This is a genomic window from Delftia sp. NA_296.1 (assembly GCF_052692095.1).
This window is the reverse complement of the sequence record NZ_JBQZGF010000005.1, coordinates 30,568-54,033: the sequence shown is the minus strand read 5'-3', so window position 1 is coordinate 54,033 and position 23,466 is coordinate 30,568. Positions and strand designations below refer to the sequence as shown.

The following is a 23,466-nucleotide window of genomic DNA, read 5'->3' as shown; positions in this document are numbered from 1 at the left end:
ACTCACCTCAGCTTCAGCGTGGACAGGCCCAGCAGGCACAGCAGCATGGTGATGATCCAGAAGCGGATCACGACCTGGGTCTCCTTCCAGCCACTCTTTTCGAAGTGGTGGTGCAGCGGCGCCATCTTGAGCAGGCGGCGGCCCTGGCCATAGCGCTTCTTGGTGAACTTGAACCAGGTGACCTGCAGCATCACCGACAGCGCCTCCACCACGAAGATGCCGCCCATGATGGCCAGCACGATTTCCTGGCGCACGATGACGGCAATGGTGCCCAGCGAGGCGCCCAGCGCCAGCGCACCCACGTCGCCCATGAACACCTGGGCCGGGTGGGCGTTGAACCAGAGGAAGGCCAGGCCCGCGCCGGCCATGGCCGCGCAGTACACCAGCAGCTCGCCCGAACCCGGGATGTGCGGGAACAGCAGGTACTTGGCGTAGCCGGCATTGCCGGTGACGTAGGCGAAGATGCCCAGGGCCGAGCCCACCATGATCACGGGCATGATCGCCAGGCCGTCCAGCCCGTCGGTCAGGTTCACGGCATTGCTGGCGCCCACGATGACCAGGTAGGTCATGATCACGAAGCCCAGCACGCCCAGCGGGTAGCTGACTTCCTTGAAGAAAGGCACGAGCAGGCCCGCCTTGGGCGGCAGGTCCAGCGCAAAGCCGGACTGCACCCAGGTGACGAACAGCTCGAAGACCTGGGCATTGGAGTTCTCGGAAATGCAGAACACCAGGTACAGCGCGGCCAGCAGGCCGATGACGGACTGCCAGAAATACTTCTCGCCCGAGCGCATGCCTTCGGGGTCCTTGTTGACCACCTTGCGCCAGTCGTCCACCCAGCCGATGGTGCCAAAGCCCAGCGTGACCAGCAGCACGATCCAGACGAAGCGGTTGGACAGGTCGAACCACAGCAGCGTGGAAACGGCAATGGACAGCAGGATCAGCGCCCCGCCCATGGTGGGCGTGCCGCTTTTGGCCAGATGGGTCTCCATGCCGTAGCCGCGCACGGGCTGGCCGATCTTGAGCGAGGTCAGCATGCGGATCAGACGCGGCCCGGCCAGCAGTCCGATGACCAGGGCCGTGAGCGCGGCCATCACGGCGCGCATCGTGAGGTACTGGAAGACGCGCAGAAAGCCGAACTCGGGGGACAGGCCCTGCAGCCATTGGGACAGCATCAGCAGCATGCGGCCTCCTTCTTGCAACCGTCATCCTTGCCGGCCGCCTCGACCGCCTGAACCACCTGCTCCATCTTCATGAACCTCGAACCCTTGACCAGAAGGCTGCCCACCTCGGGCAGCGCGGCACAGGCTGCCTGCTGCAGCGAGGCCATGTCTTCGAAATGCCGCGCACCTGCACCGAATGCGGTGGCGGCGGATGTGCTTTGCGCGCCCAGCGTGAACAGCCGGGCAATGCCCAGGCTGCGCGCCAGCGCGCCAGCCTCGGCATGGAATTGCGGTCCCTGGTCGCCGACCTCGCCCATGTCGCCCAGCACCAGCAGCTGGGGAGCGGGCAGTTCGCGCAGCACCTCGATGGCTGCGGCCACCGAGTCGGGATTGGCGTTGTAGCTGTCGTCGATCACGGTGACCGTGCGGCCCTGCACCGAAACGCCCAGTGCGCGCGAACGGCCCTGCACGGGCTCGAACACGCTCAGGCCGCGTGCAATGTCGGCCAGCGGCACACCGGCTGCCTGGGCGCAGGCCGCAGCGGCCAGCGCATTGCGCACGTTGTGGCGGCCGGCAATGTGCAGGCGCACCGGGGCCTCGCCCTCGGGAGTGACCAGCGTGAACTGCCAGGCATCGCCCAGCCACAGCGCATCGCGCGCATGGACCTGGGCGCCATCGGCAGACTCGCCGAACAGCAGGCACTGGCGCGCAGCGGCCAGCTCGCGCCACAGCGGCGTGTAGGTGTCGCCGGCCGGGAACACGGCCACGCCGTCGGCGGGCAGGGACAGCAGCACGCTGCCGTTCTCGCGCGCCACGGCCTCGACCGTGTGCATGAATTCCTGGTGCTCGCGCTGCGCGTTGTTGACCAGGGCAACGGTGGGCTGGCCGATGGCGGCCAGCTCGGCAATCTCGCCGGGATGGTTCATGCCCATCTCCAGCACGGCCACGCGGTGCTGGGCGGTCATGCGCATCAGGCTCAGCGGCAGGCCGATGGAGTTGTTGAAGTTGCCGCGCGTGGCCAGGGCCTCCTCGCCCGCGTGGGCGCGCAGGATGGTGGCCACCATCTGCGTGACCGTGGTCTTGCCGTTGCTGCCGGTGACGGCAATCAGCGGCAGCGCAAAGCGCGCGCGCCAGGCCGTGGCCAGCGCACCCAGGGCGGCCAGCGAGTCAGGCACCTCGATGCCGGACAGGCCTGCGGCCTCCAGGCCGCCATGGGCCAGGGCTGCGGCAGCACCGGCCTCGCGGGCCTGGACCAGGAACTGGTTGGCATCGAAACGCTCGCCCTTCAAGGCGACGAACAGATCCCCGGCCTGCAGCGTGCGGGTGTCGGTGTGCACGCGCGTGAGCACGGCCTGGCCGTTGCCGACCAGCCGTGCCTGGGGGATATGCGACTGGATCAGCTCCAGCGCTTGTTGCAAGGTCATCATGACCGCTTCTTTCCTTCGCGGGCCGCCAGCGCCTTGTGCGCCTCGGCCATGTCGGAGAACGGATGGCGCTGGCCCGCCGTCTCCTGGTAGTCCTCATGTCCCTTGCCGGCGATCAGCACCACGTCGCGTTCGCTGGCGTGCGCAATCGCCTGAGCGATGGCCGCTGCGCGATCGGCCTGGGACTGCAGGTTCTCGCCCGGCTGCATGCCGGCCAGGATCTGGTCGATGATGCGGTCGGGCACTTCGCTGCGCGGGTTGTCGCTGGTGACCAGCACACAGTCGGCATTCTTCTGGGCGGCCTGCCCCATGAGCGGCCGCTTGGTGGCATCGCGGTCGCCGCCGCAGCCGAACACGCACCACAGCCGGCCACGGCGCTGCTCGGCGGCCGGGCGCAGGGCGCGCAGGGCCTTGTCCAGCGCATCGGGCGTGTGGGCGTAGTCCACGGCCACCAGCGGCTGGCCGGGCTGGACGATCTGCTGCATGCGGCCGGGCACGGGCTCCAGGTGGGCGCAGGCCGCAACGGCCTGGTCCAGGGTCAGGCCCAGGCAGCGCAGCGCGGCCAGCACGCCCAGCAGGTTGGATACGTTGTACTGGCCCACCATGCGCGTGTGCATGCGCAGGCTGTGGCCGGCCTCGATCACGGTGAAGCTCAGGCCCTCGGCACCCAGCGCAATGTCCTTGGCCTGCAGGCGCGCCGCGCCTTCGATGGAAATGCTCCAGACATCGAGCGCGGCAGGCTGCTTGCGCGACTGCAGCGTGGCCCACAGGCGTGCGCCATGCGCGTCGTCCACATTGACGACGGCGGCCTGCAGGCCGGGCCAGTCGAACAGCGCGGCCTTGGCATCCCAGTAGGCCTGCATGCTGCCGTGGTAGTCGAGGTGGTCCTGCGTGAAATTGGTGAACAGCGCCACGCGGATGCGCGTGCCGTCCAGCCGGTGCTCGACGATGCCGATGGACGAGGCCTCGATGGCGCAGGCCGCCAGGCCCGCATCGGCGTACTCGCGGAACGCGCGCTGCAGCCGCACCGGATCGGGTGTGGTCATGCCCGTGGATTCCATGGCGGGCGGAATGCCCACGCCCAGCGTGCCCACCAGGGCGCAGCCGCTGCGTTCCTGCAGCTTCACCTGGGCCAGCGCGTGCGCCAGCCACCAGGCGGTGGTGGTCTTGCCATTGGTGCCGGTCACGGCCAGCACGTCGATCTGGGCGCTGGGATGCTGGAACCACTGGTCGGCGATCAGGCCCGTGGCGGCCTTGAGGCCGGGCAGCGCCGCGATGTGCTCGCCGCAAAAACCGAAGGCTTCGACACCCTGCGCTTCGACCAGGCAGGCCATGGCACCGCGCTCCAGGGCTGAGGCCACATGGGCGCGGCCATCGGTGGCCGCGCCGGGCCAGGCGATGAAGGCGTCGCCGGGCCGGACCTTGCGGCTGTCGGTCTGCAGCGTGCCGCTGCCTTGCAGGCGGGCGGCCAGCCATTGGACAGCCTCGGTGGCCGTGGACAGCACCCGCAGGGCTTGGGAGGAACTCATAGCGATGGCTCCTCCACGGGGTTGGCGACGATCAAGGGCTTGACTTCCATATCGGGCTGCACGCCCATCAGGCGCAGCGTCTGCTGCACCACTTCGCTGAACACGGGTGCCGCCACGGTGCCGCCGTAGATGGTGCCGGCACTGGGCTCGTCCACCATCACGGCGACGATGATGCGCGGGTTCTCGATGGGCGCCATGCCCGTGAACCAGGCGCGGTACTTGCCGGCGGCATAGCCCTTGCCCTGCTGCTTGCGGGCCGTGCCCGACTTGCCGCCCACCGAGTAGCCGATGGTCTGGGCGCGCTGGCCCGTGCCGCCGGGGCCGGCCGCCAGGGCCAGCATCTTGCGCACCTCGTTGGCCGTGCGCGGAGAGAACACGGGCACGCCCACGGGCGGCTCGTCGGTCTTGACCATGGTGGCCGGGATCACGCGCCCGCCGTTGGCAAAGACGGTGTAGCTGCGCGTCATCTGCAGCAGGCTGGCGGACAGGCCGTAGCCATAGCCCATGGTGGCCTGCTCCACCGGCCTCCAGGTCTTGTAGGGACGCAGGCGACCGCTGGCGGCGCCGGGGAAGGAGATCTGCGGCTTCTGGCCGAAGCCCACGGCCGAGAAGGTTTCCCACATTTCCTTGGCCGGCATCTGCAGCGCGATCTTGGTCGTGCCCACGTTGCTGGACTTCTGGATCACGCCGGCCACGGTGAGCAAGCCGTAGTTGTGGGTGTCGGAAATCGTCGAGCCCGTGACGTTGACGCGGCCCGGCGTGGTGTCGATGGGCGTTTCCGGCTTGAAGCGGCCCGACTCCAGCGCCAGGCCGATGGTGATGGGCTTCATGGTCGAGCCGGGCTCGAAGGTGTCGGTGATGGCGCGGTTGCGCAGCTGCTCGCCCGTCAGGTTCTTGCGCTTGTCGGGCACGTAGCTGGGGTAGTTGGCCAGGGCCAGCAATTCGCCGGTGTGCGCATCCATGACCACCACGCTGCCCGCCTTGGCCTTGTGCGCGATGACCTGCTCCTTGAGCTTCTGGTAGGCGAAGTACTGGACCTTGCTGTCCACGGACAGCTGGATGTCGCGGCCGTCCTGAGGGGGCACTTCCTCGCCCACGCCCTCGACCACGCGGCCCAGGCGGTCCTTGATCACGCGGCGCGAGCCGGGCTTGCCGCCCAGCTCCTTGTCGAAGGCCAGCTCCATGCCTTCCTGGCCATGGTCTTCCACATTCGTGAAGCCCACGATGTGGGCGGCCGATTCGCCTTCCGGGTACTGGCGCTTGTATTCCTTGCGCTGGTAGATGCCCTTGATGTTGAGGGCATGGATCTGCTGACCAACGTCCCAGTCGAGCTGGCGCTTGATCCAGACGAAGGTCTTGTCCTCGTCGGCCAGCTTTTCCATCAGCGCTGGCAGCGGCATCTCCATGAGCGCGGCCAGCTGCTTGAGCTTGGCCTTGACCTCGGGGTCGTCCTGCTCGACATCTTCGGGAATGGCCCAGATGCTGGCGGCCGGCACGCTGGAGGCCAGGATCAGTCCATTGCGGTCCAGCAGGCGGCCGCGGTTGGCCGGCAGCTCCAGCGTGCGCGCGAAGCGCACCTGGCCCTGGCGCTGGAAGAAGTCGTTGCCGAACACCTGCACATAGGCCGCGCGTGCACCCAGGCCGACAAAGCCCAGGCCCAGCATGGCCACGATCATCTTGCTGCGCCACAGGGGTGTCTTGGACGCCAGCAAGGGGCTGGAGGTGTAGAGCACGCTGCGCGTCATGGAGCCACTCCGGTGCGCGCATCGTCATTGACGTACTGGGCGATGGCCGGCGTGGCCGGCTTCATCTGCAGGCGCTCGCGCGCCATGACCTCGATGCGCTGTGGCGTGGCCTGGGCGCGCTTTTCCACCTGCAGGCGCTGCTGCTCGGTGGCCAGGCGGCGCGACTCGGCCACGGCGCGGTCCAGTTCGGTGAACAGGCGGCGCGATTCGTACTGGTTGTGCACCAGGAAGATGGCGCTGGCCATCACCGCCAGCAGCAGCACGAGGTTCAGGCGCAGCATGCCACGCCCTCCTCTTGCGCCAGACGGTGAATGCGCTTCATGCAGGCACCCCGGTGCGGCGAGCCACGCGCATCACGGCCGAGCGCGAGCGCGCATTGGCGGCGACCTCGGCCTCGCTGGGCTTGATGCGGCCCAGCGCTTCAAGGCGCATGGGTGTGGGCACGGCAAAGGGTGCGCGCCGGTCATAGACTTCCTTGGAGTGCTTGGCGATGAACTGCTTGACGATGCGGTCCTCCAGCGAGTGGAAGCTGATCACCACCAGGCGTCCGCCCGGCGCCAGCACGCGCAGGCTGGCCTCTAGCGCCTGTTCGAGCTCTTCAAGCTCGGCATTGATGAAAATCCGAAGAGCCTGGAATGTGCGTGTCGCTGGGTTCTGCCCAGCCTCGCGGGTCCGGACCGCGCCAGCCACGAGCTCGGCAAGCTCCGCGGTGTTGCGAAGGGGCCCCTGGCTTTCGCGCCGAGCAACAATCGCCTTTGCAATGGGGCCAGCAAACCGTTCTTCGCCGTAGTCACGTATCACCTCCGCAATCTGCTGGGCATCGGCTTCCGCCAGCCAGTCCGCCACGCTCTGGCCGCGCGTGGTGTCCATGCGCATGTCCAGCGGACCCTCGAAGCGGAAGCTGAAGCCACGCTCGGGGTTGTCGATCTGGGGAGAGCTCACGCCCAGGTCCATCAGCACGCCCTGCACGCTGCCGGCCGGCAGCTCGCTGAGGTGGCGAAACCCTTCGTGCCGAATCGAAAAACGCGCATCGGTGATGCGCGCTGCCTCTTCGATCGCGTCCGGGTCCTTGTCGAACGCCAGCAAGGCCCCATCCGGCCCCAGCCGCTGCAGGATGCGCCGGGAATGCCCGCCTCGCCCGAAGGTCGCGTCCACCCATTGCCCGGCAACGGGCTGTGCGGCGCCGTCCAGCAGCGCATCGACGGCCTCGTCGAGCAAAACGGTGATGTGTTGCAACGGCTGATTCAAGAAAACGCCTCTTTCCTAGAAAGCAAAATCCTGGAAGGCCGCAGGCATTTCTTCCTGCATGGCCTTCGCTTCATGTGCCTCATAAGTGGCCTTGTCCCACAGCTCGAAATGGTTGCCCATGCCCAGCAGCACGACCTCCTTGGTCAGACCCACGGCTTCACGCAGCTCGGGCGACACCAGCACGCGGCCGGTGGCATCCATGTCCACGTCCATGGCGTTACCCAGGAAGATGCGCTTCCACCACTGCGCCGACATGGGCAGCTGCGCGATCCGCTCGCGAAACTGCAGCCACTCCGTGCGCGGGAACAGCATCAGGCAACCGTGGGGATGTTTGGTGAGGGTGACCTGGCCCTGGGCCATGGCCACAAGGGCGTCACGATGCCGGGTCGGCACAGACAGCCGCCCCTTTCCATCGAGATTCAGCGAGGACGCCCCTTGAAACACGGTCAGTCACCCCGGTCGGTTGGAGCCATCGCGTCCCGGAAATCGGGGCACAAAGGCAACTTTCACCACTTAATTGCACTTTTTTGCACTGTAGCAGCAATTTGGTGTTTCACAACCCGGGAATGGACAATTATTTGCAATGAAATCAACAACTTAGAAGCCGAATGCAATGTGAGTGGTGACAAAAATCCCTGGCTTTACAAGTACTTAGAGGACTGACTGCAAGTGATCTCTCAAAGCCTGCACGCAATTGCAACGATTCAATTCGCTGGCGACCGGTTGCAACTCGGGCAACCCTCCTACAAAAAGTGACTGCCCGGCAATGCGGGCAGTCACTTCGGTGGCGGCTGCGCGGCAGCCGGCCCATTTCAGAGGATGAAGCGCGAGAGGTCTTCGTCCTGGCTCAGGGACTGCAGACGCTGGTCCACGTAGGCCGCGTCGATGGAGATGGTCTGGCCCGACAGATTGGCCGCGTCGAAGCTGACCTCGTCCAGCAGGCGCTCGAGCACGGTGGACAGGCGGCGGGCGCCAATGTTCTCGGTGCGCTCGTTGACATCGAAGGCGATGCCGGCGAGCCGGGTGATGCCTTCGGGCGTGAATTCCAGCGTGACGCCTTCGGTGGCCAGCAGCGCCTGGTACTGCTTGACCAGGGAGGCATGGGTCTGGGTGAGGATGGCCTCGAAGTCCTGGACCGACAGCGAGTCCAGCTCCACGCGGATCGGGAAGCGCCCCTGCAGCTCGGGGATGAGGTCGCTGGGCTTGGACAGGTGGAAGGCGCCCGAGGCGATGAACAGGATGTGGTCGGTCTTGACCACGCCGTACTTGGTGGAGACGCTGGTGCCTTCGACCAGGGGCAGCAGGTCGCGCTGCACGCCCTGGCGCGAGATGTCGGAGCCGCTGGTTTCCTGGCGCGTGGCCACCTTGTCGATCTCGTCGATGAAGACGATGCCGTTCTGCTCGGCATTGGCGATGGCGCGGGTGCGCACGTCTTCCTCGTTGACCAGTTTTGCCGCTTCCTCGTCGGTCAGCAGCTTCATGGCCTCGGCAATGCGCAGCTTGCGCGTCTTGCGCTTTTCCTGGCCCATGTGGCTGAACATGCCGCGCAGCTGCTCGGCCATCTCTTCCATGCCCTGGGGACCCATGATCTGCACCTGGGGCGGCGCGTCGGCGACATCGATCTCGATTTCCTTGTCGTCGAGCTGGCCCTCGCGCAGCTTCTTGCGGAAAATCTGGCGTGCCGTGTTGTCGGCGGCCACCTCGCCGCTGCGGGCCTGGGGCACGAGCACGTCGAGGATGCGGTCCTCGGCCGCGTCTTCGGCGCGCAGGCGCAGCTTCTTCATGTCGGCCTCGCGCGTCTGCTTGACGGCCACCTCGGCCAGGTCGCGGATGATGGCATCCACGTCCTTGCCCACGTAGCCCACTTCGGTGAACTTGGTGGCCTCGACCTTGATGAAGGGGGCATCGGCCAGCCGCGCCAGGCGGCGCGCGATCTCGGTCTTGCCCACGCCTGTGGGGCCGATCATGAGGATGTTCTTGGGCGTGATCTCCTGGCGCAGGCCGTCGGCCACGTTCTGGCGGCGCCAGCGGTTGCGCAGCGCGATGGCCACGGCGCGCTTGGCGCCAGCCTGGCCGACGATGTGGCGGTCCAGTTCGGAGACGATCTCCTGGGGGGTCATGGCAGAGGACATGGTGTGTATTCGATGCATTGCGCCGCCAGCCCCGTTGCCTGGCCGCTGGCGACTGTGAGTTTCAATGCCGTGCGTTTCGATCGCCGGCCTGCTGGGCAAGCCGGCGCCGCGCGGGTGTCAGAGCGTCTCGACCGTGTGGTGCATGTTGGTGTAGATGCACAGCTCGCCGGCAATGGCCAGCGACTTGCGCACGATCTCCTCGGCCGACAGCTCGGTATTGGTCAGCAGCGCCTTGGCCGCAGAGTGCGCGTAGGCGCCGCCCGAGCCGATGGACACGATGCCCTGCTCGGGCTCCAGCACGTCGCCGTTGCCGGTGATGATCAGCGAGGCCGATGCGTCGGCCACGGCCAGCATGGCCTCCAGACGGCGCAGCACGCGGTCGGTGCGCCAGTCCTTGGTCAGCTCGATGGCTGCGCGCGTCAGGTGGCCCTGGTGCTTTTCCAGCTTGGCCTCGAAGCGCTCGAACAGCGTGAAGGCGTCTGCCGTGGCGCCGGCAAAGCCGGCAAGCACCTTGCCGTGGTAGAGCTTGCGCACCTTGCGTGCCGTGCCCTTGACGACGATGTTGCCCAATGTGACCTGGCCATCGCCACCGATGGCGACCTGCACGCCTTCGGGGGTCTGCCGGCGCACGCTGATGATGGTGGTGCCGTGATACTGTTCCATAGCGGTGCCAGATGAGGGCGAAGGCGGCCTTCTCAAGGGTCTGCTCAAAGAATGCCCACGCGCTCTTCGCGGCGGGCGCGCCGTCCTGCCGCAAGGGATGTGGCGCAGCCGCCGCGCGGCAGGATCAGTCCCGCCGTGGAGTGACCTGCGCGTGCTCCTGGATGCCGATCACATTGAAGAACACCGCCACCAGCTGGTGCAGCTGGCCGAACTGCAGCACATGGCCCAGCGACTGCATGTGGGCAGCCCAGTTGAGCACGGAGCCGGCCGCCGCAAAGTCCATGCGCACCAGTTGGGTGCAGTCGATGAACACGGGCTCGCCCAGGCTGGCCCCCTCCTGCACCGGGTCCAGCCAGGTGGAGGCATCGCCTTCAATGGTGCCGGCCAGCGCAAATCGCACGGCGTCCGCCGTGGCAGCAATGCCTGCCTGCAGGGGCGCATCCGCGCCCTCGGTTTCGATGGCTTGCGTCAGGCACTGGCAGACCGGGTCCACCCACGAGGGAGGCGAGACCTCATAGGTGACGCAGTAGTCCAGCGCCACCAGCTCGAAATCATCCTGCCGGTTCATCAAACGCAGCACCGCCATGCGCAACCGCCACCACAGCGTATCCACGCTGGAATCGCCCGAGGGAGCCAGCGTGCCCAGCAGCGCCAGCAGCCGGTCCGCATTGAGCAGCACGAACACGCCCTGCGAGCCCGCCCATTGCTGCAGCAGCGCCTCCAGGGGCGTGGCCGCCGCATCGTCGATGCCGGCCACTGCAGCCCAGTCCAGGCTCCAGGGGCTGGAAGCCTTGGCCTGGGAGGCCTTGAGCGCCGCCACGGCACTCGGCGTGATCTGTGCAGGTGCGCTCCAGCGCCAGCCACGCCCTGCCGCTGCGCCCGGCATGGACACCACGGGGGCGGTGCGCTGTTGCGGCATCGCAAACCATTGGGGAGCGGAGCGGCCGAAGCGCGCCGCGAATTCGATGCCCGCCTTGTCGAACTGCAGCGGGCGGTCGGCCGCACGGTACAGGTCCAGCAAGGCCAGCCAGACCGGCAGCTGCGCGGGAACATCGCGCCGGTCGATCAGCTCCAGCATGCCCTGCTCGGCGCCATCCACATCGCCATTGGCAAAGAGGATGGCCGGCTCTTCCAGGTCGGGATCGTGCTCGAACACCACGAAGCAGGGCGGCACCATGTCCATGGGCTGCGGCGGAGAGACCTCGGTGGCCGCGAAGGCCGGCAGGAAATCGGTCGCCCCCTCCAATGGCCGCAGGGGGCGGGCCATGGGCATGGGGTCAATGATGGGAGCCGTAGAGACGGAGGGCACCTGCGGCGCAGGTGCCAGGCTCATGGGCAAGGTGGTGGCAAAGGCCGCCACGTCGCCGGCCGAGGCAATGGCCGGCGGCACCACATCGCTGAGCATGGGAATCTGCCCAGACGGCGGCGGCTGCTTGCGGAACGAGGCCGGAGCGGGATTGCCGCCCGCAGGCAGCGCCATGGGAATGGTGGTTGCATCGGCCGCCTGCTTGCCCCGCCACCATTGCTGGGACATCTGGGCCTCGATCTCGTCGATCTTCTTGAGCGTGACGGCGCGTTCACCGGAGGATTTGGAGCTCAGCAGGCTGCTGAGAAATTGCGAGCCCTGCGCGGCGGGGCCGGGCACACCGACCGGTGCGCTGCCCGGCCTGGAGGCCTGTTGCAGCTCGGCCTGGCGCAGGCGGCGCAGCTGGTCGAACTCGCGCTTGCGCACGAAATCGTTGCGGCGCTTGCGCTCGATCATTTCCTTGAGCGCCTGCTTGCTGTACTGGCTTTCCTGCTCCCCGTCCAGGCCGTCGAGGTCGGACCAATTGACCGTAGGGTGGCGCACAAAGCGCACCACCTTGGACAACAACCCCCCCGATTTGCTGCTCTCTTCTTTTGCCATGGCGAGTCAGATTAGCACCGACGGCCTGCAGGCCGTTGCTGCAACTCAATCCCCATACATCTTCTGCTTGAGCTCACGGCGCTGCTGGGCTTCCAGCGACAGCGTGGCCGTGGGGCGGGCCAGCAGGCGGCCCACGCCGATGGGCTCGCCGGTCTCGTCGCAGTAGCCGTAGTCGCCTGCGTCGATGCGTGCAATGGATTGCTCGATCTTCTTGAGCAGCTTGCGTTCGCGGTCGCGCGTGCGCAGTTCCAGCGCATGCTCTTCCTCGATGGTGGCGCGGTCGGCCGGATCGGGAACCACCACGGTGTCCTCGCGCAGGTTTTCTGCCGTCTCACCCGCGTTGGTGTGCATGTCGTGCTTGAGAGTGAGCAGCTTGAGGCGGAAGAACGCCATCTGCTTCTCATTCATGTATTCGTCATCCGACATGGCCAGCACTTCGGCATCCGTCAGTTCTTCCACCGACTTGGTCTTCCAGGCATTGGCCAGCTTGGGGTCTCGTTTCGTCGATCCCGACGAAGGCGTTTGCGTAGTGGTAGGCATAGTGTTGGTTTCGCTAACTTAGTCCGCGCCGAGGGCTTCGGACGGGGCCATGGATGGTACTGTCAATCGGGGCGCCCGGGTCGAATGCCGTGTAGGACAGCCGATCGCCGCAGTTGCGGAACCTGCCGGCTTCCCCGTGCGGCGGGGTGCGGCAATCCAGGCCGTGCGGCGGCCGTGCGTGCAAAGAGCCCTTTTGCGGTCAGCAAGGGACACCAGGTCGGCAACGCCGACCGCAGTGCGGACCGCGGCCTTCTGGCTTGCAGCCGGGGCCGGTGCGGCCACTGACGGCTTCTTGCTGGATTCGGCGCTCACTTGCTGTCTCCTCACGGTATGGGCGACCCCTGCGGGGCAGTCCATTGGGCTTGGGGGCTCTCTTCAGGGGCGCGATTGTATCGATGCTCTACAGGAGCGCAAGCCGTTGCACATACCCCACAGGAATGCAAAGGGGCCGCCCACGCATGCGGGCGGCCCCTGTGTCATTCAGATGTCAGCAAAAAGCCATCCGATTGCCCACAAAGGTTCACAAAAAACTCAGACCAGGCACTGCTCCAGGCCCTGCAGGAAGATGTCCTGGGGCAGGTCGATGCCAATGAAGACCATCTTGCTCTGGCGCTTTTCGCCCTCGGCCCACTGCGGTCCCAGGTCGCTGCCCATGAGCTGGTGCACGCCCTGGAAAATGACCTTGCGCTCCGTGCCCTGCATGTTCAGCACGCCCTTGTAGCGCAGCATGCGCGGGCCGTAGATGTTGACGATGGCGCCCAGGAAGTCCTCCAGGCGGGCAGGGTCAAAGGCCCGGTCGGCACGGTAGACGAAGCTCTTGACGTCGTCATCGTGGTGATGGTGGTGCGGATGCTTGCAGTGCTCGCCGTGCTCGTGGTCATGGGCGTGGTCGTGCCCGCAGTTCTCGTCGTGCTCATGGCCATGGTCGTGGCCGCAGTGCTCGTCATGCTCATGCTTGTGGCCATGGTCATGTCCGTGGTCGTGATCGTCTTCCTTGAGGAAGTCGGGATCGATGTCCAGCTTGGCATTGAGGTTGAAGCCGCGCAGGTCGAAGACTTCGTTCAGGGGCACTTCGCCGAAATGCACGGCGCGGATGGGCGCGCGCGGGTTCATGTGCTTGAGGCGGTGGATGAGCGCGTTCTTCTCGTCCTCGCTGACCAGGTCGGTCTTGGACAGGAACAGCTGGTCGGCAAAGCCGACCTGGCGGCGCGCCTCCTGGCGATCATCCAGCTGCTGGTTGGCGTGCTTGGCATCGACCAGGGTGAGGATGGAATCGATCAGATAGGTCTCGGCGATCTCGTCGTCCATGAAGAAGGTCTGGGCGACGGGGCCGGGATCGGCCAGGCCCGTGGTCTCGATCACGATGCGGTCGAACTCCACCAGGCCCTTGCGGCGCTTGGCGGCCAGCAGCTGCAGGGTTTCGCGCAGGTCTTCGCGGATGGTGCAGCAGATGCAGCCGTTGCTCATCTGCAGGATCTGCTCCTTGGACTCCGTCCTGAGGATGTCGGTGTCGATGTTCTCTTCGCCGAACTCGTTCTCGATCACGGCGATCTTCATGCCGTGGGACTCGCTGAGCACGCGCTTGAGCAGCGTGGTCTTGCCCGAGCCCAGGAAGCCGGTGAGGATGGTGACGGGAATCAGTGCCATGGGATTGCTTTCAGAAAATTCAGCAAAGGGAAGCGGCAAGGCCCGTCCACCACGGACGGGCCTTGTCGAAAAGACGTTCCGAATAAGTTTAGCGAGCCTGTCAAGTGCCGTTTTGCCAGAGGGCTTGGCCTTTTTTATCGGAGGCCGCCCTTTTCATCGCTATCGCCATTGCCATCGCCACTGTCGCTGCCGTTCCCACTCTGGCGCCGCGCGCGCGGATGGGCGCTCTCGTAGGCCTGGGCCAGATGCTGGAAATCCAGGCGCGTGTAGATCTGCGTGGTCGAGATGCTGGCGTGGCCCAGCAATTCCTGCACGGCGCGCAGGTCGCCGCTGGACTGCAGCATGTGGCTGGCAAACGAATGCCGCAGCACATGGGGATGGACACCGGCCGACAGCCCGGCCTGCTGGCCGCGCTGGCGCAGCCGCGCCCAGACCGACTGCGCGCCCAGGCGTTCGCCGCGCCGGCCGATGAAAAGTGCGGGTTCGTGATGCGCAGCCTGCGCGGCCGCGCCAGCCAGGCCCGTCTCCCGCAAGGCCAGCCAGCGCTGCAGCGCCTGCAGCGCGGCCGCTCCCACGGGCACGGTGCGTCGCTTGCCGCCCTTGCCCTGCACATGGGCATCGGCGGCCTGCAAATCTATCCAGCCACGGCCCTGGCGTTGCGTGTTCTGGCCGGGCGCCACGTCCAGGCCCACCAGCTCGCCCACGCGCAGGCCGCAGCTGTAGAGCAGTTCGGTGATGGCGGCGTCACGTGACTCGATCCAGGGGTCGGCGTTGGCGTTGCTGAAGGCGGCCAGCTGCACCGCGTCATCCACGCCCAATGCCTTGGGCAGGGGTTTGGGGGCCTTGGGACCGCGCACGCCCTCGACGGGATTGAAGGGCACCAGCGATTGCTGGGCCGCCCAGCGGAAGAAGCTGCGCCAGCCAGACAGGATGAGCGCAATGCCGCGCGGACTGCGGCCCCGGGAATGCATCTGGGCCACGAAGCGGCGGATATGGGCGGGCTGCAGCGCCAGCAGCTCCTGGCCGGCGTCGCGGGCCATGGTGCAAAGCCGGGCCATGTCCAGCGCATAGAGTGCGCAGGTGCGGTCGGCCAGGCGCTTTTGCACGCGCACATGCTCCAGATAGGCATGGACGGCGGCGGGGAGCATCGCCAGGTTCTGTGCCGCCAGATCCTCTGCCGGAAGGTCGCCTTCCGGGAGCCCGTCCCTGTCCGATGCTCCCGGCATGGGCTTTCAGCCGGTCAGCCGCGCGCCAGGGTCAGCGGCACGGGCCGCATGCGCGACAGGGCCGCGCTGGCCAGGGCCGAGATGCGCGAGAGGAATTCCGTGCCCATGGTGGCCTCGAAGCGCAGCGGATCGGGAGACCCCAGCACCAGCATGCCGAAGGCATTGGCCGGGTTGATGCTGTCGCCGTCATGCAGCGTGAGCAGGGCCAGGGACTGGGCTGCATCGGGATCGACCAGCCAGCCGCCGGGCTCGAAGCCCATGTTGGGGCCGCAAAACGGCATGGTCAGCGACGCCGCAAAGGACTTGGCGTCCTCGCTGACGCCCATGGTGTAGATGCTGCTGGTCTGGGCGCCGGAGACGTTCCACAGGCGCAGGGCCACCTGGGGCACCTCGAAGACATGCTGCAGGCTGGCCGTGAGCGCGTGGGGCAGCTCGCGCAGGTCCTGGACCTTGGCCAGTGCGCAGCTCCAGGCATGCAGCTTGTCGCCGATGGAGGCGTTCTCGCTGCTGTGGCGCATCATGTCCATGATGCGGTGCTCCAGGCCCTTGATCTTCTCGCGCAGCATCTCGGCCTGGCGTTCCTGCAGGCTGACGGTGCGCGGGCTGTGGCTGCTGACCAGCTGCACACGCGCGAGCATCTCGGCGTGGCGCTCGAAGAATTCCGGATGGTTCAGCAGGTAGTCGGCAATCGTCTCTTCGGTGACGGCGATATCGGTAGTGCTGTTCATGGCTGGTCGGGAACCTCGATCTGTCCTTCAAAAACAAACTCTGCGGGGCCGGTCATGCGCACTGCGCCGCCGTCCCACTCGATGGTCAGCCGGCCGCCGCGGGTGTGCACATCGACGCGCGCGTCGAGCAGCCCCCAGCGAATGCCGGCCACCACGGCCGCGCAGGCGCCCGTGCCGCAGGCCAGCGTCTCGCCGGCACCGCGCTCGTAAACACGCAGCCGGATCTGGCCGCGATCGACGATCTGCATGAATCCCGCATTGACGCGCTGGGGAAAGCGCACATGGCGCTCGATCAGCGGGCCCCAGGTGGCCACGGGGGCGTGGTCCACATCGTCCACCAGTTGCACCGCATGCGGGTTGCCCATGGAAACGGGGGCGATCCAGACCGTGGCCTCGTCGCCCAGCTGCAGGGGCCATTGCTGCGCCGCACCCAGCGGGCGGGGCACAAGGTCTGCACCATTGAAGGGCACCAGGGAGGGCTCCAGCACGGGCTGGCCCATGTCCACGGTGACGCGGCCATCGGCATGCAGCTCGGGGGCAATGAGGCCGGCCAGCGTCTGCACGCGGATGACGGACTTGCCGGTCAGGCCCTTGTCGTGCACATAGCGTGCAAAGCAGCGCGCGCCGTTGCCGCACTGCTCGACCTCGCCGCCGTCGGCGTTGTGGATCACATATTCGAAATCGATGCCTTCGGCGGGCGATGGCCGCACCGTGAGGATCTGGTCGGCGCCCACGCCGAATTGGCGATGGGCGAGGAAGCGGTACTGGGCTGCGCTCAGGCCCAGCGGGCCGGCGGTTTCGTCGAGGACCACGAAATCGTTGCCAGCGCCCTGCATCTTGGTAAAGCGGATCTGCATCCGGCGATTATCCCCTGCACGGCAGCCTCATGGCGCAATCCGGGGCCATGCCCCGCAGCAGTACTTGCGTCTCTTGCGCAACAGCGGCGGGCGGGCCAATCCGCATAATGCCCCCATGACCCGCCCCAGCCAGCTCCTGCACCCCCAGCGCCAGCCCGTAGACACGCTCAAGGCCTCCACCGTCCTGCTGCTGCGCGACCGCGCCGATGGCCAGGGGCTGGAGGTGCTGATGACTCGGCGCTCGCCCAAGGCCAGCTTCGTGCCCAGCGCCTATGTCTTCCCGGGCGGCGGCATCGAGGCCCAGGACGCGGCCGAGGCCGCCCATGCCCGCGCCAGCACCCGCCCCGCCCAGGCCGGCGACGGACTGCGCATCACCCAGGCCATCGCCGGGCTGCGCGAGACCTTCGAGGAACTGGGCATTTTGCTGGCCCACGACGCCCAGGGCCGGCCGGTATCTGCCGCCGAACTGGCCACGCTGGACCGCAAGGCGCCGCTGGTGCCCCAGTGCCAGGCACGCGGCCTGCACCTGGCCGTGGATGCGCTGTGGTACCTGGCCCACTGGACGGCCGACCGCGACCAGCCCCGGCGCTTCGATGTGCCCTTCTTCGTGGCGCGCATGCCCGAGGATCAGGAACCCGACGCCGACGGGTCGGAACAGTTCGAGCCCATCTGGGTGCGCCCGCAGGAAGCGCTGGAGCGCCACCGCGCGGGCAGCTTCCCCATGATCTTCCCCACCATCCGCACGCTGGACCGGCTCAGCCGCTTCCCGGGCACCGATGCCGTGTTCGCCGCCCTGCAAGGAGAGCAGCCGCTGTGGCAGTGCTGCCCGCGCACCGGCTTTCTCAATGGCAAGGAAGCCCGCCACATGGAGGACGAGGCCCCCTTCGGCGAGCTGGAAATGGTCTGCCCGGACGGCCAGATCCTGCACACGCTGGACTGGCAGAGCGAGCGCGCCGTGCCACTGCGCAAGAACCTGCTGCGCCTGACGGCACCCAACCCCGGCGTGATGACCGGCCCCGGCACCAACAGCTATCTGGTGGGCGATGCCGCCACGGGCTACGCAGCCATCGACCCCGGCCCGGCCGACGCCGCCCATGTGCAGCGCCTGTTCGATGCGGCGGGCGGCGACATACGCCACATCCTGTGCACGCATTCCCATGCCGACCACTCGCCGGGCGCCGCGCTGCTGCAGGCGCTGGCCGTGCAGGCCGGCAGGCCCAGGCCCGCCATTGGCGGCCTGCCCTCGGCGCCCACGGCCCGGCCGGCCAGCCGCTTCACGCCCGACTACGCACTGACCGACGGCCAGCGCATCGTGCTGCAGGATGCGCAAGGCGGCACCACCCACACCCTGCAGGCCGTGTTCACGCCCGGCCATGCGGCCAACCATGTGTGCTTTGTGCTGGAGGAAGACGCCCTGCTGTTCAGCGGCGACCACATCCTCAATGGCAGCACCACCATCATCGATCCGCCTGACGGCAACATGCGCGACTACATCGATTCGCTGGACAGGCTCGACGCGCTGTGCGCCGCGCACGATGCGCGCTTCATCCTGCCGGCCCATGGCTATGTGCTGGGCTTTGCGCGCCAGGCGATCGCCAAACTCAAGGCCCACCGGCTGGCGCGCGAGGCCAAGGTGCTGGCCGCCATGCAAAAACAGCCCGACGGCAGCGTGCAGGACTGGGTGCGGCTGGCCTATGACGACGCCCCGCCCCAGCTGTGGCCGATTGCCGAGCGCTCGCTGCTGGCGCATGTGGAGCGCATCCGTGCGCTGTGCGGGCGGCAATGACCGGCAATGACCGACGACGCGCGCGGGGCCTGGTATCTGGTTAAGCTGCGCGCATGTCTGAATCTGAAAGCGTTCGCCTGGCCAAGCGCCTGGCCGAACAGGAACAATGCTCGCGCCGCGAGGCCGAACTGCATATCACCGCCGGCAACGTCCAGGTGGACGGCAAGGTCGTGCAACTGCCCGAGACGCGCGTGCGCCCCGAGCAGCAGGTCACGCTGCGCAGCGGCGCCCAGCCCGAGGCCGTGCCGCCCGTCACCCTGCTGATGAACAAGCCTGCGGGCTACACCCAGGGCCGGCCCTATGGCCGGGTGCGCAGCGCCCACTCCCTGCTGGGCGAAGCCAGCATGGCCCAGGTGGACACGCCCATGCCGCTGCTGGTGCTGGCCCAGCACTTCAAGAACCTCGAGTCCTTTTTGCCCCTGCCGCTGCCGGCCAGCGGCCTCATCGTCTACACCCAGGACAAGCGCGTGGCGCGCAAGCTGGGCGAGGAAGGCATGTGGCTGGAGCAGGAATGCATCGTCGGCGTCGAGGGCCAGATCCACGAGGACGGCCTGGAGCTGATGAAGGCCGGCCTGCCGATCGGCAAGCGCCAGCTGCCGCCCTGCCGCGTGAGCTGGCAGAACGAGAACCATCTGCGCTTTGCGCTCAAGGGCATCGCCCCCGACGAGATCGACGCCATGTGCACCGAAGTGGGCCTTCGCGTGGTCAGCCTGCGCCGCCTGCGCATTGGCCGCCTCTCTCTGGCCAAGGTGCCCGAAGGCCAGTGGCGCTACCTGATGCCCTGGGAGCGGTTCTAGGCCGGCATTGCCGGGTGCGCGGCGGGCAGCACATTCGGCAAATGAGAATCATTTCATAGAATGCGGGATTCCCGTGCTGCCTTCGGGCCTCCCGCATGCCTGCGCCCGCCTCTTCCTCTTCTTCCCTGCTGAGCACCTTCCAGGACAGCTACCACGAGCTGGTGCGCTTCGTGGCGCGCCGCGCCGGCCCGCAGGCCGCGCGTGACCTGGTGCATGACGCCTGGATACGCCTGGCCGAACGCCAGCGCGGCGAAAGCGATGCGCCCGCCGCGCCGGACAGTCCGCCAGGCGCCAGCCGTGCCTATCTCTACGCGGTGATGGAGAACATCGCCATCGACCACCTGCGCCATGGCCAGCGCACGGCCGAGCGCTTTGACACCAGCGCGAGGGAAGGCGAGCCGCCCTCCCCCCTCAGCCCCGATGTGGCCGACACCCATTCCTACCGCCAGGCCCTGGCCGGGGTCGAAGGCGCCCTGGCGCAGTTGCCCGCGCGCTGCCGCGACATCTTCCTGGCCGACCGCATCGAGGGCGCCTCGCATGCAGAGCTGGCCGAGCGCCACGGCGTCTCGGTCAAAACCGTGGAACGCGAGGTCATGCGCGCCATGGACAGCGTGGAAGCCTCGCTGCGCCGCTGGCGCGGAGACACCGCCGCACCCGCACCACGCACGGGCCGCCGCCGCGCCCTGTCCACCCTGCTGGGGATGGCGGGCCTGGGTGTCGGCAGCCCGGCGATGTGGCTGGCCTGGCGCCAGTGGATGCCGCAGTACCAGGTGCGGCTGGCCACGGCCACCGGCCGCCTGCTGAATCAGCCCCTGCCCGACGGCAGCAGCTTGACGCTGGACGCCGCCAGCCGTGCCGAGGTGGACTTCTACGCCACGCGCCGCCAGGTGCGGCTGCTGGCCGGCAGCGCCTTCTTCGCCGTGGCGCGCGACACGGAACGGCCCTTCATGGTCCAGGCGGCGGACGTACAGGTCACCGTGCTGGGCACGCGCTTCGAGGTGGCGCTGGAGGACGATGCGGTGCTGGTCGCCGTCGATGCGGGCCGCGTGCAGGTGCGCGACGGCAGCGGCGCCCGGCATGAACTGGGTGCAGGCCAGCTGCTGCGCCTGGCGCCTGGCCAGACGGCCGCCGTGCAAACGGTTGCGGCTGTGGCCGCCTGGCGCGAAGGCTGGCTGGACTTCCAGAACACGCCGCTGGCCGAGGTCGCCCGGCGCCTGGAGCGCTACAGCCTGCAGCCACTGCGCGTGGAGCCCGACGCCGCCGCCCTGCCCGTGCTCGGGCGCGTGCGCATTGCGGCGGCCCAGGGCTGGCTGCGCATGCTCCCGCGCACCCTGCCGGTCAGCGTGCAGGAAGAGGTGCAGGAAAAGGAACAGGGCCCGGGAACCGGGCGCACCCTGGTCATCCGCCGCCGCAGCTGATGCGCTGATGCGCTGATGCGCCCATGGCCCCGGAATGCACGGCACATGCGCACCAGGCGTGAGGGAATGTCTGCGCCCGTTCGTATAGGCATGAGGACCCGGGAACGCGACGCATTCGCAGCCCGGAAATCGCCATTGCCCAGATCCGCCACGGGACCTTCCATGTCTTCCTTCCCCTCCAAGCCTTCCCGCCTTGCCCGCCACCATGCCGTTGCCGCGGGCATCGCGCTGCTGGCCCTGCAGCTGTCTCCAGCCGCTCTGGCCCAGGCGGCACCGGCCACAGCCACGGCCGCCAGCACCGACTTCCACATTCCCGCCCAGCCGCTGGACCAGGCACTGGCCCAACTGGCCCGCCAGGCTGGCCTGCAGCTGCTGGCCGCGCCTGAACTGGTGCAGGGCCGCCGTGCGCCCGCCGTGGAAGGGCGCCTGAGCACCGCCGCCGCCGTGGCCCGGCTGCTGCGCGGCAGCGGGCTGGAAGGCCATGTGAGCCAGGGCACGCTGGTGGTGGAAAAGCGCGCCGGCACCGTGGCCCTGCCCGAAGTCACGGTTTCCGCCGTGGGCGAGACCACGACCACCGAGGGCTCGGGCTCCTACACCACGGGGCTGATGAGCACCTCGACCAAGCTGCCGCTGTCCATCCGCGAGACGCCCCAGTCCCTCACCGTGGTCACGCGCCAGAAGATGGACGACCAGGGCATGCTGTCCATCGACGACGTGGCCAACAGCGCCACCGGCATCACCATCAACCGCTGGAGCGACGACCGGGCGCGCTATTTCTCGCGCGGGTTCGTGATCGGCTCCTTCCTGCAGGACGGCGTGCCCGTCTCGTATGAAACCGACACCTCCACCTACGACACCATGGCCATGTACGACCACGTGGAAGTGGTGCGCGGCCCCACGGGCCTGATGACGGGCGTGGGCGACCCTTCGGGCACGATCAACTTCGTGCGCAAGCGCGCGCCGCGCACCACCCAGCGCTCGGTCACCCTGCGCGGCGGCAGCTGGAACCAGGCCGTGGGCGAGGTCGATGTGGGGGGCGCCCTCAACGAGCACGGCTCGGCGCGCGGGCGTGTGGTGGCCTCGGCCCAGTCGCGTGACCACTTCATTGATGGCTATAGCAGCCGTCGCCAGCTGCTGTACGGCACCGCCGAGTTCGACCTGGGGCGCGACACCACGCTGAGCGTGGGCGGCTCCTATGTGAACGAGGACAACCCCGGCTCGCAATGGATGGGCGTGCCCATGGGCTTCGATGGCTCCTTCCTCGACATTGCGCGATCCAGGCGTTTCTCGCCCTCCTGGAGCAAATGGGACAAGAAGGAGGTCAGCCTGTTCGCCGACCTGGAGCACCGCTTCGACAACGGCTGGAAGGCCAGGCTGGCCGCGCGCGCCCTGCAGGCCAAGTCCGCGCTGGACGGCGCATACCTGGTCTCGGGCGGCCTGGACGACCAGGGCCGCACGCGCTACGACGTGGCCGGCGGCCTGTACGACTACGACAAGCGCCAGCTCAGCCTCGATGCCTCGGCCCAGGGCCCCGTGCGCCTGTTCGGCCGCGAGCATGACCTGGCCTTCGGCGTCAGCCGCCGCACCATCCGCTGGAGCGACCAGGGCTACAGCTACCTGTCGCCCACGGGGGAATGGCTGATCGCCAATGGCGTCGATCCCTATACCTGGAACCCCGACTCGCTGGACCGCTCCGGCCTGCTGGCCGAAGACCTGTGGACGCGTCGCCAGAAGACCACGCTCACCTCGGCCTACGCCACGGGCCGCTTCCTGCTGGCCGAGCCACTGAACCTGATCGCCGGCGCGCGCCTGGACTGGTACGACTTCACCAACGTCCAGCGCCAGGGCAGCTGGAGCCGGGAGCGCGAATTCAGCGAGAAAGCCCATGCCACGCCCTATGCCGCGCTGACCTATGACATCAGCAAGACCTACTCGGCCTATGCCAGCTACACCAGCATCTTCCGGCCGCAGGATTTTCTGGATGTCTCGGGCAGCATGCTGGCGCCGGTGGAGGGCCGCAACTTCGAGCTGGGCCTCAAGGGCAGCTACCTGGACGAGCGCGTGAACCTGGCCGTTGCCGTGTTCAACACCACGCAGGACAACCTGCCCCAGGCCATCGCGGACATCAACTCCTGCACGGTGAAGACCAATTGCTACCGCTCCGTCGGCAAGGTCAAGAGCAAGGGGCTGGACGTGGACATCAGCGGCGAGATCCTGCCGCGCCTGAACGCCGGCCTTGGCTATACCTTCACTCAGGCCAAGATCGCCAGCGACAGCACCGAAGGCGCCAAGGGCGCGCCCTATGCCAGCTACACGCCGCGCCACCAGCTCAAGCTGTCGGCCATGTACCACCTGGGCGGCGAGCTGGGCGCATGGCGCGTGGGCGGTGGCCTGCGCTACCAGAGCCGCACCACGTCCGAGTCGCTGACCAGCGCCGAAGGCTATGCAATCCGCCAGTCCGCCTATGCCGTGGCCGACCTGGTCATCGGCTATCGGGTGAACCGGCAGCTGGACCTGCAGATGAACGTCAGCAACCTGTTCGACCGCCGCTATTTCGAGACCCTGGGCACGAACAACGGCGGCAACTATTTCGGCGTGCCGCGCAGGCTGCTGCTGACGGCCAAATACCAGTTCTGAACCGCCCATGAAAATGCCCCGCC

General features: G+C 67.6%; 19 protein-coding genes. 4 read left to right on the top strand and 15 right to left on the bottom strand.

The genetic code is table 11. From position 1 onward, the window contains the following. Nucleotides 1-2 precede the first annotated feature (2 nt). From mraY to dapF, 15 genes are all read right to left on the bottom strand, one after another. Nucleotides 3-1,181 carry a phospho-N-acetylmuramoyl-pentapeptide-transferase gene (gene mraY, locus ACUTR7_RS13980; protein ID WP_012203397.1) on the bottom strand — a complete coding sequence of 393 codons (1,179 nt, stop codon included), beginning with the start codon at nt 1,179-1,181 and terminating at the stop codon, nt 3-5. Continuing rightward, the gene (locus ACUTR7_RS13975) at nt 1,172-2,587 is read right to left on the bottom strand and encodes a UDP-N-acetylmuramoyl-tripeptide--D-alanyl-D-alanine ligase (RefSeq protein ID WP_445609047.1); all 1,416 of its coding nucleotides are present in this window, start codon (nt 2,585-2,587) and stop codon (nt 1,172-1,174) included. The genes mraY and ACUTR7_RS13975 overlap by 10 nt, the downstream gene beginning before the upstream one ends. After that, on the bottom strand, nt 2,584-4,113 hold the full coding sequence (locus ACUTR7_RS13970; protein WP_310637243.1) for a UDP-N-acetylmuramoyl-L-alanyl-D-glutamate--2,6-diaminopimelate ligase: 1,530 nt from the start codon (nt 4,111-4,113) through the stop codon (nt 2,584-2,586). Before ACUTR7_RS13970 ends, ACUTR7_RS13975 begins: the two co-directional genes overlap by 4 nt. Continuing rightward, a complete protein-coding gene (locus ACUTR7_RS13965; RefSeq protein WP_013804112.1) occupies nt 4,110-5,858 on the bottom strand; it encodes a peptidoglycan D,D-transpeptidase FtsI family protein in 1,749 nt (582 codons plus the stop codon). The genes ACUTR7_RS13970 and ACUTR7_RS13965 overlap by 4 nt, the downstream gene beginning before the upstream one ends. After that, complete coding sequence (gene ftsL / locus ACUTR7_RS13960) at nt 5,855-6,139, bottom strand: cell division protein FtsL (protein WP_012203393.1); 285 nt, start codon at nt 6,137-6,139, stop codon at nt 5,855-5,857. The genes ACUTR7_RS13965 and ftsL overlap by 4 nt, the downstream gene beginning before the upstream one ends. Before the next feature lie 37 nt (nt 6,140-6,176). Next, nucleotides 6,177-7,106, bottom strand: coding sequence for a 16S rRNA (cytosine(1402)-N(4))-methyltransferase RsmH (rsmH, locus tag ACUTR7_RS13955; protein ID WP_012203392.1), 930 nt, complete (start codon nt 7,104-7,106; stop codon nt 6,177-6,179). A 15-nt stretch (nt 7,107-7,121) separates the two neighbouring features. Then, nucleotides 7,122-7,550 (bottom strand): division/cell wall cluster transcriptional repressor MraZ, encoded by a 429-nt coding sequence (mraZ, locus tag ACUTR7_RS13950; protein WP_012203391.1) that lies wholly within the window; start codon nt 7,548-7,550, stop codon nt 7,122-7,124. Between the two features lie 368 nt (nt 7,551-7,918). After that, on the bottom strand, nt 7,919-9,238 hold the full coding sequence (gene hslU, locus ACUTR7_RS13945) for an ATP-dependent protease ATPase subunit HslU (protein ID WP_445609046.1): 1,320 nt from the start codon (nt 9,236-9,238) through the stop codon (nt 7,919-7,921). Nucleotides 9,239-9,355: 117 nt separating this feature from the next. Next, nucleotides 9,356-9,901: an ATP-dependent protease subunit HslV gene (gene hslV / locus ACUTR7_RS13940; RefSeq protein ID WP_012203389.1), complete on the bottom strand. Its 546-nt coding sequence runs from the start codon at nt 9,899-9,901 to the stop codon at nt 9,356-9,358. Nucleotides 9,902-10,025: 124 nt separating this feature from the next. Next, on the bottom strand, nt 10,026-11,807 hold the full coding sequence (locus ACUTR7_RS13935; protein WP_445609045.1) for an STAS domain-containing protein: 1,782 nt from the start codon (nt 11,805-11,807) through the stop codon (nt 10,026-10,028). 45 nt (nt 11,808-11,852) lie between these two features. After that, nucleotides 11,853-12,347 carry an RNA polymerase-binding protein DksA gene (dksA, locus tag ACUTR7_RS13930; protein ID WP_012203387.1) on the bottom strand — a complete coding sequence of 165 codons (495 nt, stop codon included), beginning with the start codon at nt 12,345-12,347 and terminating at the stop codon, nt 11,853-11,855. A 531-nt stretch (nt 12,348-12,878) separates the two neighbouring features. Next, the gene (locus tag ACUTR7_RS13925) at nt 12,879-13,994 is read right to left on the bottom strand and encodes a CobW family GTP-binding protein (RefSeq protein WP_013804115.1); all 1,116 of its coding nucleotides are present in this window, start codon (nt 13,992-13,994) and stop codon (nt 12,879-12,881) included. Between the two features lie 134 nt (nt 13,995-14,128). Continuing rightward, nucleotides 14,129-15,220, bottom strand: a complete 1,092-nt coding sequence (locus ACUTR7_RS13920; protein WP_445609044.1) for a tyrosine recombinase XerC — start codon at nt 15,218-15,220, stop codon at nt 14,129-14,131. A gap of 14 nt (nt 15,221-15,234) precedes the next feature. Continuing rightward, nucleotides 15,235-15,948 carry a DUF484 family protein gene (locus ACUTR7_RS13915; protein WP_012203384.1) on the bottom strand — a complete coding sequence of 238 codons (714 nt, stop codon included), beginning with the start codon at nt 15,946-15,948 and terminating at the stop codon, nt 15,235-15,237. Continuing rightward, a complete protein-coding gene (dapF, locus tag ACUTR7_RS13910; protein ID WP_012203383.1) occupies nt 15,945-16,805 on the bottom strand; it encodes a diaminopimelate epimerase in 861 nt (286 codons plus the stop codon). Before dapF ends, ACUTR7_RS13915 begins: the two co-directional genes overlap by 4 nt. 115 nt (nt 16,806-16,920) lie before the next feature. Between dapF and ACUTR7_RS13905 the strand changes: the two genes are divergently transcribed. The 4 genes from ACUTR7_RS13905 to ACUTR7_RS13890 all read left to right on the top strand — a co-directional run bounded on the left by ACUTR7_RS13905 (nt 16,921) and on the right by ACUTR7_RS13890 (nt 23,443). Next, entirely contained in the window at nt 16,921-18,591 is a 1,671-nt protein-coding gene (locus tag ACUTR7_RS13905) for an MBL fold metallo-hydrolase (RefSeq protein ID WP_445609043.1), read from the top strand. Between the two features lie 53 nt (nt 18,592-18,644). After that, nucleotides 18,645-19,388, top strand: a complete 744-nt coding sequence (locus ACUTR7_RS13900) for a pseudouridine synthase (RefSeq protein ID WP_012203381.1) — start codon at nt 18,645-18,647, stop codon at nt 19,386-19,388. A 95-nt stretch (nt 19,389-19,483) separates the two neighbouring features. After that, nucleotides 19,484-20,806, top strand: a complete 1,323-nt coding sequence (locus tag ACUTR7_RS13895; RefSeq protein ID WP_445609042.1) for a sigma-70 family RNA polymerase sigma factor — start codon at nt 19,484-19,486, stop codon at nt 20,804-20,806. Between the two features lie 162 nt (nt 20,807-20,968). Next, entirely contained in the window at nt 20,969-23,443 is a 2,475-nt protein-coding gene (locus ACUTR7_RS13890) for a TonB-dependent siderophore receptor (RefSeq protein WP_445609041.1), read from the top strand. The last annotated feature ends 23 nt before the right edge of the window (nt 23,444-23,466 follow it).

Coding starts and splice junctions, on each gene's coding strand:
- mraY (WP_012203397.1), bottom strand. CDS start 1,181: ATGCTGCTGATGCTGTCCCAATGGCTGCAGGGCCTGTCCCCCGAGTTC.
- ACUTR7_RS13975 (WP_445609047.1), bottom strand. CDS start 2,587: ATGATGACCTTGCAACAAGCGCTGGAGCTGATCCAGTCGCATATCCCC.
- ACUTR7_RS13970 (WP_310637243.1), bottom strand. CDS start 4,113: ATGAGTTCCTCCCAAGCCCTGCGGGTGCTGTCCACGGCCACCGAGGCT.
- ACUTR7_RS13965 (WP_013804112.1), bottom strand. CDS start 5,858: ATGACGCGCAGCGTGCTCTACACCTCCAGCCCCTTGCTGGCGTCCAAG.
- ftsL (WP_012203393.1), bottom strand. CDS start 6,139: ATGCTGCGCCTGAACCTCGTGCTGCTGCTGGCGGTGATGGCCAGCGCC.
- hslU (WP_445609046.1), bottom strand. CDS start 9,238: ATGTCCTCTGCCATGACCCCCCAGGAGATCGTCTCCGAACTGGACCGC.
- hslV (WP_012203389.1), bottom strand. CDS start 9,901: ATGGAACAGTATCACGGCACCACCATCATCAGCGTGCGCCGGCAGACC.
- ACUTR7_RS13935 (WP_445609045.1), bottom strand. CDS start 11,807: ATGGCAAAAGAAGAGAGCAGCAAATCGGGGGGGTTGTTGTCCAAGGTG.
- dksA (WP_012203387.1), bottom strand. CDS start 12,347: ATGCCTACCACTACGCAAACGCCTTCGTCGGGATCGACGAAACGAGAC.
- ACUTR7_RS13925 (WP_013804115.1), bottom strand. CDS start 13,994: ATGGCACTGATTCCCGTCACCATCCTCACCGGCTTCCTGGGCTCGGGC.
- ACUTR7_RS13920 (WP_445609044.1), bottom strand. CDS start 15,220: ATGCCGGGAGCATCGGACAGGGACGGGCTCCCGGAAGGCGACCTTCCG.
- ACUTR7_RS13915 (WP_012203384.1), bottom strand. CDS start 15,948: ATGAACAGCACTACCGATATCGCCGTCACCGAAGAGACGATTGCCGAC.
- dapF (WP_012203383.1), bottom strand. CDS start 16,805: ATGCAGATCCGCTTTACCAAGATGCAGGGCGCTGGCAACGATTTCGTG.
- ACUTR7_RS13905 (WP_445609043.1), top strand. CDS start 16,921: ATGACCCGCCCCAGCCAGCTCCTGCACCCCCAGCGCCAGCCCGTAGAC.
- ACUTR7_RS13900 (WP_012203381.1), top strand. CDS start 18,645: ATGTCTGAATCTGAAAGCGTTCGCCTGGCCAAGCGCCTGGCCGAACAG.
- ACUTR7_RS13895 (WP_445609042.1), top strand. CDS start 19,484: ATGCCTGCGCCCGCCTCTTCCTCTTCTTCCCTGCTGAGCACCTTCCAG.
- ACUTR7_RS13890 (WP_445609041.1), top strand. CDS start 20,969: ATGTCTTCCTTCCCCTCCAAGCCTTCCCGCCTTGCCCGCCACCATGCC.